The sequence below is a fragment of the Dokdonia pacifica genome (genome assembly GCF_900188275.1).
Taxonomy (GTDB): Bacteria; Bacteroidota; Bacteroidia; order Flavobacteriales; family Flavobacteriaceae; genus Dokdonia; species Dokdonia pacifica.
The window spans coordinates 217,627-230,440 of sequence record NZ_FZNY01000004.1 but is presented as its reverse complement, the minus strand read 5'-3'; the positions used below and the strand labels follow the sequence as shown (position 1 = coordinate 230,440).

8 protein-coding genes are annotated in these 12,814 nt (G+C 32.2%); all 8 read right to left on the bottom strand.

The features are described 5' to 3' along the window. Positions 1–242: 242 nt before the first annotated feature. The 8 genes from CHB80_RS13515 to CHB80_RS13480 all read right to left on the bottom strand — a co-directional run bounded on the left by CHB80_RS13515 (position 243) and on the right by CHB80_RS13480 (position 12,810). Positions 243–776 carry a hypothetical protein gene (locus CHB80_RS13515; protein ID WP_089372025.1) on the bottom strand — a complete coding sequence of 178 codons (534 nt, stop codon included), beginning with the start codon at positions 774–776 and terminating at the stop codon, positions 243–245. A gap of 13 nt (positions 777–789) precedes the next feature. Then, entirely contained in the window at positions 790–4,167 is a 3,378-nt protein-coding gene (locus CHB80_RS13510; RefSeq protein ID WP_089372024.1) for a hypothetical protein, read from the bottom strand. A 3-nt stretch (positions 4,168–4,170) separates the two neighbouring features. After that, entirely contained in the window at positions 4,171–6,372 is a 2,202-nt protein-coding gene (locus CHB80_RS13505) for a hypothetical protein (RefSeq protein WP_089372023.1), read from the bottom strand. 1,939 nt (positions 6,373–8,311) lie between these two features. Further along, positions 8,312–9,091: a M90 family metallopeptidase gene (locus CHB80_RS13500; protein WP_089372022.1), complete on the bottom strand. Its 780-nt coding sequence runs from the start codon at positions 9,089–9,091 to the stop codon at positions 8,312–8,314. 443 nt (positions 9,092–9,534) lie between these two features. Beyond that, a complete protein-coding gene (locus CHB80_RS13495) occupies positions 9,535–10,248 on the bottom strand; it encodes a heavy-metal-associated domain-containing protein (protein WP_089372250.1) in 714 nt (237 codons plus the stop codon). Between the two features lie 4 nt (positions 10,249–10,252). Beyond that, positions 10,253–11,125 carry an NHL repeat-containing protein gene (locus tag CHB80_RS13490; protein ID WP_089372021.1) on the bottom strand — a complete coding sequence of 291 codons (873 nt, stop codon included), beginning with the start codon at positions 11,123–11,125 and terminating at the stop codon, positions 10,253–10,255. A gap of 282 nt (positions 11,126–11,407) precedes the next feature. Next, positions 11,408–12,034, bottom strand: a complete 627-nt coding sequence (locus tag CHB80_RS13485; RefSeq protein ID WP_089372020.1) for a heavy-metal-associated domain-containing protein — start codon at positions 12,032–12,034, stop codon at positions 11,408–11,410. Positions 12,035–12,045: 11 nt separating this feature from the next. Beyond that, a complete protein-coding gene (locus tag CHB80_RS13480) occupies positions 12,046–12,810 on the bottom strand; it encodes a hypothetical protein (RefSeq protein ID WP_089372019.1) in 765 nt (254 codons plus the stop codon). Positions 12,811–12,814: the final 4 nt, after the last annotated feature.

Here is a 12,814-nt window from a genome sequence, read left to right as displayed (position 1 = left end):
TTTACCTCTTTAAAAATGTGATTCATTCACCTTAAGTCATTTTAAATCACAGTAAATCAAATAAGTAACTTATATTCTTACTTTACATTTGAGAAAATACTTCTCTTGACAACCATCTTGTGGAGATGCTATCTATACATACACTTATGTGTATAGCTCCCTATTTATAATAAGGGTTTATGTAGGTGTGGTGCTTTTGGTTAATTCAATAGAATTTTTAAATAAAATATTTATTAATATTATTATTTTTTATAAACTAGATATCTTTGATTATTATCAATACCTAATTGAAAGAAATCTTTTAGGGAGTCAAATCTACGATATAAATCTACAGGTATTTCGTCCATCTCATTATGAGTATCTACTACAATCTCTGAAAAAAAATCTCCAATTTGAAAAAGATAACTTTCAAAATTCACACCTTCAATTCCCCATCTTTCTAGTAAAGGTTGTCTATCTCCATTATTCATTTCAGTTTGCAATATTGGAAGCAATTGATTAGATATAAAAGTTATAACTGTTGTTAAATCTGCTAGAGGTAGATATGCCCAAGTTCCTTCAGTAGTACCATACTCAATTCCATTAAGAGGAAGGTTAAAACTAGCTAAATACTCCCAAGTTGATGTTGTAGCTTTAAATAGTTCTCTCGTATTAACCGAATCAATTTGGTAAGCATAATAGAGCATTACTACAAAAGTTTCCATATGAGTTTCCCAATTCTCACCTTCTAAGGAAGAGTCTTCTTGAAAAAAAAGACGTATTTTATTTTGATACATTTTTAAAAAGTTTTTAATTAAAATATTGTTTTAAAAATTGATATACATATTCGTGTAAATCTTCTTTTGTAACTCCAAAAGTTTCAGGATATATTTTTACGAAATCAAAATTCTTACTATAAAAATTCTTAATTGCATTTTTAAAATCTGCAGGAGACCAACTTATAGTTTCTCCTGTAATTATATCCGTACCTTGGTACTCATATGATTCCATTCTGATGATCTGTTTATCCCTAAAATTTTTAGTATAGTTATCTATAATATGCAATACAAAATCATCACCTCCATCTGGTATATTTTTAAATATAGAAGTCATTTTTGATATGTCTCCCTTCGGATCATGCTCATCAGGTATTTTAACTGAATATATCTTTTCAAACTTGTTAGTAGTAATATCATATACTAATCCATCTAGTTCAAAATTATCTCCACCAATTACGTCTCCATTAGCATCAAAAAACCTAATATCAACACTAGTATACCCTCGTTGTGTATCTGTAAGTGTATTCTTTAAAAAATCATTAAATGGTTTTTCTAAAGCATTTCCTAAACTAAATCTCTTAACTCTAGCAATTAGCTCTTCTTTTCTTAAAGGATCAGCATACCATGCTACCATATGATTATAATTTGGCTTAGAAAATTGACGTATTGCCAAACCATTAGTTAAATAATCCGCCATTGCTTTTAATTGAGGTGGAGTAAAGTCTGTATTCAACCAAAAATATTCTGTTTGTTTTAAAATTACTTTTAAATCATCAGAAGCATTACTCCATTCTGCAATTTTATCAGGACGTACCTTTAAAATATCAAATATCTCCGAATCTATATTACCAAATAATTTAACAAACTGGAAACGTCTTGTATAATTTAAGCTAAAAAGTTCATCTCTTAAAATAACTTGTTCAAATAAGTTTGTATACCCTGTATATGTATCTGTCTCCGTTAATACTCTAAACTGATTCCTGTCGGGTGTTCCGAGTACCTTTAAATTCTGCCAACGATCAAAAGCAACAGCATTATTTTCATTTAAAGCTAGCCAAAAACTAGGGTGGTTTTTTTGAGATGCATTGAAATCCAACCAAAAATCTAATTTATCAGAAGGAGAAAGACTATTGAATTTTGTTTTAATTCCCTGTGCTCCTCCATAAATTGTTTCATCTAAGTTATTTAATATGGTTTGAAAATCATTAAATTCTCCTGTTCTACCTGTTCTAATTTTTGTAATAATTTCAAGAATATCTTCAGGAATATTATGTGGTATAGGAGGCACAGCATTATTTAAGGTTTGAATCTCATCAATTACTTCATCGGCAGCTTTTGAAGCTTTTTTTGTGGCAATATTTGCTCCACCACCAGAGGCGAGCGCTGTAAAAAGAAATACATAATTAAGCTTTGCTGTTAAATCTTTTAATTCTTGATTACCTGTGGTAGTATTAATATATTGATTAAATGAGCCCAATACTCCAGCAGAAATTGAAACTACTTCTGTTACACCTTCAAGTCCTTTCCAAAATAGTACTGGAGCTTCTAACCCTGAAGAACTATTTAAAGCCTGTCTCCATTTAGTTATATGTGGCATGTGTCGAATATGACGTATGCTACTTATACTACCTGTACCTATCGTTAAAATTACTTCTAATGATAATTCAACAATTAAATTTGTAGTAGCTATAAGTTCTTCAACTTCCTTATATTCTTGTGTATATTGCAATAAAAAGGCAGGAATCGGGTCACTATCTGGAACTCTTATTCCTAAGTTTAAAGATTCTTGATATGAAATAACCGATATAGGTTGATATAAGTGATAAGAGCCCACACTACCAATAGAATTACGATCAGGAACATATAGACTCCCAATATCCTTAGCTTTTACATAAGTTTCAAATTCTATTTCCTTACCCTTAAGTTTTACGGGTCTATATCCAATTTCTACAGAAGCAATAATAATATCCCAATAAAAATATTCAAAAACAGCATTCTTAGGTACATCATTACCATCTTCATCTTTTTTAAACCAATAAGTATCTATATTTTCAGGTAATAAAAAGAAACTATTTTCATTAACTTCTTCCAAGTTGGGATTATTAGCATGATAATTCATGTTGTATTTTGATTTCAACCATAATTGGTAAATCGCATTTACAAAATGTTTTCTATTAGTTCGTTTCTTGGTAAACCAACTTAATCCAAATATTTCCGAAACAACAGTATCGTCCATAAGATTATAAAAAATCTCATAATAAGTTTTACCTCCATCCTTAAATCTTAATAGAAAAGATTCTAAAAATTCATCATATTCGTTAAGATTTAAGCTGGCAATAATTTTTAACGCTACTTGCTGGTTTTTTGCAGTAATCCCTATAATGCCTGTATCTAAAGCTACTGCTATATTAACTGCTGAATTCCAAGAAGAAAATGTATCTAATTTAAATTCTTGATTTTCAATAAATGACCTTAATAACGATGTTTTTGTTACATACGGAATTGCTGCTAATGCATTTGGAGATGCAAGATCAATTAAAAGGATATATCTATCTATACAATCTGAGGATTCAATTATAATTTTATTCCGGTACACTACCGCGTACAATGCTGATAAATTATGCAAATAACTTGCTAAGTATTGGACATTTATTAGTTCATCTTCAGGCATCGCTTGCCATTGAAAATGTAGATCATTTATTAAATCCTGCATTAGTACATCTGAGCAATTATTACTAGTAAGAATTGGAAATACAGTATTCTCAATCATTCCTATACGTAAAGCTATATTTATAATAAGCTCTGTAAATTGATCTCTTTGAAAAATTGGCACAATGTCTAATTTGCTTAGATAATTACTATAAAAAGCATTTGCATTTGAATTTTGTACTTTTTGCGGTTGTTCATTAGAAGTAACTCCAACTATTGTCAAAACATCATTAATATCTAACTCACGTTTGCCGTCTTTTTTATAGGAACCACTTCTACCATCATGCGGAAAAGTGTAAAGTATCGTTTTATAAAATTCGGTAGAAGTTTGATTTTCCTTATGAACAGGAACTTCTATTATATCCCCCTCTTTAACTTTATTGAAAACAAATTTTGTGAGATGTGAATCTATTTCTCTAACATCTAATCGTTTTCTATCTTTATAATATTCTAAATATTTAATCTCTTCATAATATCCGGAAGATGTATATTTTTTGATTTCATTTATATTAATATGCCTTCCTTTATCTACAAATTCATGCCCTCTGGTAAAAATATATTTAACTCCATTATCTGCACCTGGTTCTGTTTCTTTTGTTTTAAAACTGCTTAAAAAACCATTAACATTAAACCTTAAAGAATCTATATCTAATCCTTCGGTACTCACTGCATGTCCATAATATGTCAGTACTGCTTCCATAATCTATCCTGGTATAATATCTAAAAAGTATAGATCTTCACTATACGTATTCAGTGATTCAACATGTTTACTATATGATTCGGAGAAATGAAATAACTGATCTATAGTATATATCGTTATAACCTCTGATGGTAGGTAGTAAATTAATTCCCCTTCAATACCTTCTCCTATAACTCCTAGATTATATTTCTTAAATAAGTACTCTTCTTCTGATGTATAAGTATCTGTATCTAGATAAAGAGTATCATCAAAAAAGAGGCTTGCATTGGTAAGACTATTCTCAGAAATTAAGCTTTGTATTTGCATCCACTCTTCATAAGATAAACCCACTACATATTTCATAGGTCTTTTTCTATCCTGCGATTCTAATAAGAGTCCATTTATAACATTACTCCCATCAGAAAAATGAATAGTATCAATATAATAAGGTATTTGCGGGGTATAAATATTGTTTTGATTAGAGTCGTTTTGATTTATATTATCAACTAAAGACTCTTTTAATGGGCTTCCCGTTTTATAAAAAGATTGAGTATCTCTATTAACATCTACTAAAACAGATTCAAAAGTTACTCTCCGTACAACTGACTCATCATTAGAAATTATATCTTCTATTCTTCTTGAAACAACAGTTCCTACCTCAATTAATTTATTAGTTTCAAAATGTTGAGTAATTATTCTTTTATCCAAGACACTAGCAAAAGAATTATCTAGAGAAATAAACGAATTAACATTCAGTAAATTATACAATTGATCGATCTCCTTTAAAGGATAGAATCTTTGCTCTGCATCTGAACTTCCAATTATATAATGTGATTTCCCTTTATAATTCAATGACAACCAATTACATATTATTCTATTGTTATTGTCTTTTGGCAATCCATATAAAACTGTTTTGGTATACTTTTCTTCTACAGTTTCAGTAGGATCTAAAGTAACTTCAGGTATTAGATTTTCTTTTTGTACAAAATTATTTGTGTTACCAGAAAGTAACACTCCTTTTTCTGTATATAAAATGGCTTCTTCATTCCCGTCTGTCACCAATTGCATAGCAATTGTACCAGTATCTGGATTTAAATATTCACCACTTTCTATAACTTCAACTGGCCAGCCTAAGGTTCTAAATTGTGTTTCTTGTAAACTTTCAGCGTCAGCACCAATTTTTATATCATTAGTATTATCTTCAGAATATTGATAATTATTATAAAAATTATACGATCGTCTTCGTTCTCCTTGTATATATAGATATATGGTGTTTTTTGTTAAAAACCCATTAAGTTTTGAAGCAATTTGTTCTTTAGTAGTTATTGGATTTTCTACTTCATCTATAAATAATTTACCAATACCATTTGCATGCGTACCGTAGAAAGCTGCTGGATCTATAAACTGCGTACAAGCCTCTTTAAGCAGTTTTGTTTGAAAACCTTCTGGAATGCCTGTTGTTTCTAATTTTCCATCTTCAACTCTTGCAAAAGTAAGATCTAACTTAAAAGGGTTAGGATCATTTTCTATATAATAATCCCCTATATTTAATATAATATCTAAGCCTATAGACTCTGTCGCATTTCCTAAGTGTGTCCCTCTTGAAATAATAGGCAATTCATAAGCTCCTTCTGGATTTTCTTGAGGGGTTTCTCCCTCTGTATACGTTGCTATTTTATAGAAGAATTGATCTATATATCCAGATACTTCTTGATCTATTTCATTCTCTGGAAAACCTATATATTTCGCTAAAAAACTAGGAGCTGTTTCTCCGTCTTCAACATCATGAAAACTTTCAAATTCATCCCATATGTAATTTACAAATCCTGTAGCATTACTTCCCTTTGGTGCTACTTGAAGTCCATTGACAAAATCATTTTTATTTAATCCCCTATATATAAAATACTTTATAGACAACCCGTTAATAGGCTGCTTATAAGGTTTCAATAACACATTAACCTTATCTGCATTTCCAGTTTGAGGTTGAATAAACACAGTTCCTTGACATATCGCATATATTTTTTTAGATCCTGTAAAAGTGACCCTCGAAGTTGTGTTAAACACACTCGCAGAAATGGGTCCAAACTTTTGTGATTCAGTTTGAGAAAAGTTATCTCCCTCTAAAAAGAAATGGGAAATAGGTTGTAATCTCGGCATTACATTTTTTCCATCCGAAGAAGATGTCAAACCCTGATATTGCTCACTTGCTTGTGGTATATCTTGCATATTAATATCCTTATTTTTATTACTACAGATACCTTTTCAACCTCATGGTCAAAATAATACCTGCATTGTTTTATAACACATAAAACATTTAAAATTCAATAACACCACGCAGGACGCATCTAGGGTTAGCACCACACCACATACCTAGATGGGGTGTCCTTTGTGATTGTTATACTTATTAAGACTTGAAATGAGCTAAAAATTTGTTTCTATTGCTCCCATATTTCAGTAGAAAATAAAACCATAGCTATGGCTATGCTTTTATTTTATATTTCATCTGAAAACACTACAATTCAAATTGTTTTAAGCATATTCCAAATCTTAACAAGTATTCTATTGTTATACCACCTAAGGAGTACCCCAAGCCCAAACACCCCACATAAAAGTTCTCAGGGTATCCTCATAGTGATATAACATAAGTCATTAGCCATAGGCTATGCTTTTGTTTCTTTTTCAATAAAACCCGTGCTTGTTTTTTATCGCATAGAGAATAGCTATGCAATTGTTACAACAAGACATACAAGGTCTTAAACCCAATAATTGGGTGACGTGTGGTGTTTAAAAAATGAATAGACTAACTGCGACAACATATTCCCCTTATGAGTCAGTCCTAAGTGTGTGGTGTATTTTGAACTGTTTATCAACTGTATGTACAGCTATAAAATGTTCCTTTTGTTTTCCAGTATATTTAATGTATGACTGGTTTGGTTTGAAAATAGGGTGTAGTGGTGATTTCTATTTTCAGTATAAAGATCGTAACTCTATTGTTAACGTAACACTAATCACGTGCTAAGCTTCTATTAAAACTACGAAGCAATTTTTTATTATTTACATTTTCATATATCCCTTTTTAAGGTTTTCTTACATGAAAATTACATCCTTTATAGTTAAATCACTAAGGATAGCATTGAGAATCAACGCACCACAGAAAATGCCCAATGCATCCATAAAGTGACTTAACTATAGTACTATACAACGTACATTATATAGTAATTATTTCTTACCCCGACATATATTTACGTCTAGAGATACTTGTTCCAAAATACATTTGTATTATATCTTGGTTGTTTTCTAAAATTGAATGTACTATCATCTATTACTTCCCCTACGACATAGTACGTAATGTGTGGTAATCTCTTACAAATACTGTAAGTCTAAACTTACTAATTATTGAACTCTAAAGAACGTCATTTTTTCTTTATGAGTACATATTGATTCAAGAAAAAAACTGTTAAAATTGGCTTATTCTTTTATAATTAATTCTTAAAATTATCTAAACTCACTTATAATCTAGTAATTACCGATCAATATTAACTTTCAAATAGTTATTTTCAGTTTGTTTCAAATGTAAATTTTACTGTATCCCTATAAGGCCCTATGATTAGTAGCTTAATATTCAATTTTGTTACTTCTTTTTCTGTTTTTTATCACATTAAATTCTCTTTTTGTCGATAGTTTCTCATTAAATACATTTCTTTTTTGTTTTTAAATAAAGAATTTAAAACTAGCCTTCTTTTATTCAAAAAACGAGCCACATTGAGTAAACTAGTCATTTCGTTGAGGGAAGTGAATTCAAATTCCCTATAACAAGCAACAATGATAATAAAGTTTGTATTTCTCACCAAGGAAAAACAATTGCTTATACAGTCATTTCAGTAGATGCAAACTACAATTAATTATAACTTACTTATAATTAGTACTTTTCTTTTTTTAAGAAAAACAATCATCTTTTACAGAATAAAAATAAATCTATTTGATTGCCCTTTATTACTAATACTGAATTTTAGTCAAGCTGAACTTGTTTCAGCTTCTCATTCACAATAGTTTGATTATGCATTTGATGAGATTCCGAAATAAATTCGGAATGACGCTAAATAATGCAATTATTAAACAAAGCGGATATTCGATAAATCTATTATATGCTATAGAAAACTTCTTTTTATAATTTTCTTGTTCCAGAAGGTGTAAAACATCTAGATAACATCTCATAGAGTTCTGGATGTTTGCGTTTAAATAAATCTGGACGTTCAAAAAAGTATTCAGAAGCCACCGCAAAAAACTCTATTTGACTTGTACCACCGTAGCTCCGGATATCTGAAGCATCATTATGGATCGCTTCCATTTCTTTGTGCATTAATGCCAACCATGGAGCAATGTATTGATGCTCTAATAATCGTTCAGGGATTCCGTCTGTAACACCATCCGTATTATCTAGTAAGTGAATAAACTCATGAATAGCTGTATTTCCTTTGTCGGTAGCATTCGTAAAGCCGTGATGTAATGCTTTACGCGATAGAATCATTTGGTTTTTAAAACGTCCTGTACCTACCAGTCCTGCAATTTTGCGATCTTTTACATCTGCATCAAACGATAGATTCTTATCAAAATAATCAGGATAAATCAATACGGTACTTAGATTATTATAATGCCATTCTTTAAATCCAAATACAGGAATTACTGCACTTGCTGCAACTAATATGGTATCTAACTCTTCTAGTTCAAATCCTACGGCTTCGATATAAATTTCATTTAAAAAAAGCATCGTACGTTTTTGAAATACGAGCTGTTGCTCTTTGGTGAGTTTTCTATAAAACAGAACACGTTTCAACAGAATTTCGTGCCAATGACCTGGAAAAGGTTTTGCTTGTTTCTTAGTACGCTTTCGCGAAAGCAAAAGAAGTACAAACACAAATACAACAATAGGAATGATATATGCCATCCTGTAAATATAAAAAAGTGTATTGTAATGTCTATTCGGGCGCAGTCGAGAATTCTTGGATTATGTAATATTCAGTTTAGTTCTCAACTTTGGCCAGTCTTGAACAAAGGTGAAAGACTAGAACAGACAATTGTTTCATAAAAAATTAGGACTTCTATAAATACTAATAGATCTCTTTTCTTTTTTTCATTGACAATAAAAAGAAGCAATCATATGTCATTCTGAATTTATTTCAGAATCTCATTATAAATTATTGTGAAAGTTTAAAAAGCCCTCATCCTAACCTTCTCCCAGAGAGAGAAGGAATTATTATTACATTAATAGACTAAATGCACTCGAATGAGATATCCGTCTTCGCGAAAGTCCTTACTGGGGTTTATGCTGAGTATCGCCTAAGTAAGGAAAGATTCCCGCCTACGCGAAGATTCCCGCCTACGCGGGAATTATATGAAGAGCATAAAAACAGCCATCGCAATCATAATAGCATTCTCAATAAAGGTAGCTTCTGTCATAGGTAATTTTAAAGCCGTTCCTAAACAGGCACATTGAATCTCTTGTTTACTGAGTAAACTTCTCGTAACGCCTACCGTTGTAATTCCTAGAATCACAAGTGTTGCTACTAAAGCAATGGGAATTTCTAAACGAAATAAAAATAAAATCCCTAGTCCTAGTTCTATAAAAGGATATATCCAACCATATAGTTTTATGTTGCTAGCCAAAGGATCATACATCCTAAAACTATCTACAAATCCTTTGAGATCTAAAAACTTAAAGAAGCTAAACACTATGTAAAACAGTCCCATAAAGTCTAGCATTGCTTCTTGTGCATCCCAAGTCTTATAATGCATCGCTATGCTTGCGATTGTGATATATCCAAAGATGAGAAACAATGGGCGCAGTTGCGCCCATTTTGAAAGCGGCGCTTCTGTGGTGCTATCAACTACTTGCTTTTCAAATTTCTCTTCAATGGTATATTTAGATTTTAACCCAGCTTGTAATGTCTCTAAAGAAACAGGAGAAGTCATATGAATAATGGCTTCTTCGTTCTCTAGAGAAACAATAGCGTCACTGACTTCTGGCAATGCTTTCAAATCTCTTTCTACGCTAGCTCGGCACCCATTACAGGTCATTCCTTTTATAGTATAGCTATATTGCATCGTCTTAGTGATCATGGTCGTGATCGTGTGTGTCTTCTTGGTGATTTTCGCCTTCTGGAATAGCTTTCCAGTCAAAAACTAATAGTTCGCTTCTTCTATAGTTACTCACAAAAAGGTGTCCTTGATGTTGAATCACTTCTATGGGCTTCTCTACTCCTTTTGAAAGTTCTTGTTGCAACACTCCTTCGTGATTAAATATCAAGACACGATCATTTTCAAAATCGGTTACAAATACTTCGGTAGGGTTTACAAAAATTCCTGTAGCTGCATTCATTTTTTGATCGACTCCTATGACCTTCAAGAAGGTTCCTTTCTTATCAAATACTTGGATACGGTTATTATAGGCATCGGCAACCCAAATATGGCTTTCTGTGATTTGTACATCTGTTGGATAATAAAAATCGCCAGTTGCTTTTCCTTCTTTCCCAAAAGAGATAAACTCTTTTCCATCGGTACTATACAGAATACGATTATTATAAAAATCGGCAATAGCTTTTTCTTTAAAATAGGTAGATACTCCCGCTGGTGCATCTAATGAGTCTAAAAGAACAAGCGTTTTCTTTTCTCCATCGACAAACACACTCACTTCGTCATTACCATATTGAGGCACATAAAGCATCTCTCCTTCTGCATCTATGTGCATAGGGCGGTCTAAAGAATCTATGGTTTTTATCGTTTTCCCTTCATCGTTTATTAATACCAACCGATTATGATCTCCGTCACTTAACCAAATCCCTTCTGACGTAATGGCCATTCCGATAGCATTTACACCCGTAATAGGAATTGTTTTTGAGAGTTGCCAGCTTTTTGCAACCTCCTCTTTTTCTGCACAGCTTATCAAAATAAGGAGTGCTAATAGACTATATATGTATTTCATTTTGGTTTCTTATTTTAGTTATAATGTCTGTTCGAGTGCAGTCGAAAACCTTAAGATACTTTAATCTCTAGTTGTAGTTCTCGACTGCACCCAAACGGACAGCTACTATTTTTAATTTTTTGTTTCCCCAACCCTAAAAGGTGCAAAAATTATATACGCATTATTTTCATTAGAATAAGCCATCCTTTAGGGGCGGGGAAGGCTTATTAGAGATTCATTGATACTAATTGCCATTAGAAATCTATGAGGTTCTCAATTGCGTTCGAACGGACAGCTACTTCATTAATATTCCACACGTTCGTATGCACAGCAGCCTGGCAATGATTTGTAGGTGCCATTTTTTGCTTGGTGGTTCTTTGTATCATGTCCTGCCTTTGCCACTGCTTTTTCAACAGCATCTAATGTAGTTGCTTTTTTATCATAAGATACTTCTAAAAGCTTAGTGTCTTTATTCCAGACAGCTGTCGAGACTCCAAAAACATCTGTAGATGCTTTTACGATACGTGCTTGACACATCTCACAATTACCAGCTACAAACGTACTTTCTGTTACTATTTCTGCATCACTAGCAATGGCTTCCTTAACGCCTCCCATTTCTTCTACAGTCCCATCAGCACGAGTCACACGTCCAGACATAGGTGTGTATCCTGCTTTTTTCACTTGTTCTTCTACAGCTTCAATTGTCAAAGCTTTTTCAGAAGGATATGTAAAACTAAAATCTCCTGTTTCTATATCTATTTTTACTTTTTTAATGCCTTTGAATTCTTTGAATTTTTTCTCTAATCCATAGGCACAAAATGGACATCCGAGTCCATCAACTTGCACTTCAAATTGGTCATAACTTTTTTGTGCTTGTACTGCTGGTATTGCCATCAAAACAGCGAATACGATTACTATTATTTTTTTCATTTTTTTATGTTTTAAAAGGTGTATCTCGTACCGAGAAATACACTATAGTTTAACTCTCTTGTTGGATCTAAATTTTGAATGAGTGGCAACTGTACTGCAAGGTCAAACGTAATATTTTTTCCTGCATATTGTATGCCTTGTGCATATAATAATTGATACCAATCTCTTTCAGTAAATAATGAGCTCGTATACTCAAAAAATAGGTTGACTTGTTTATTAGGGTATTGTGGTTTTAATAAAGGCAAGCCTACGCCAAATTTTGCTCGGAATTCATCTACTGTTGCCTCTGGCGACCAATTATAACCTACTTCTGTTGAAATACCATATTTTAAGGTTTCATATCCAGAAACTATGCCATAATAGCCTTCATAGAAGCCTGTGCTAAGACCAATCAAATCAACCTTATCTCCTGTAGGAATACTTTGAAGGGTTTTTGCAACTACTCTAAAGGTTTTTCCAGTAGCGTCTTTACGATAAAATTGATACTTTCCTAATACTTTAATATCGGCAAGAGCACTTCCAGAAGCTCCACCTTCAAAATCATAATTGATATAAGGAAGGTGTACTGCAAACAATGAATTAGACGTAGGTAAATAGTGAAACATAACAGGCACATAAACTGCGGTACCCCTTTCGGTGTTTCTAATTTCGGTTAATGTTTTGGTGGTAAAGCTTCCACCGCCTAACATAATAGGCTTGTCTGCTGTAATTGGGGGGCCTTGTGCATACGCTTTCGCGAAAGCGAATACTACAACAACCCATAAAATGTGTTTCATGTAA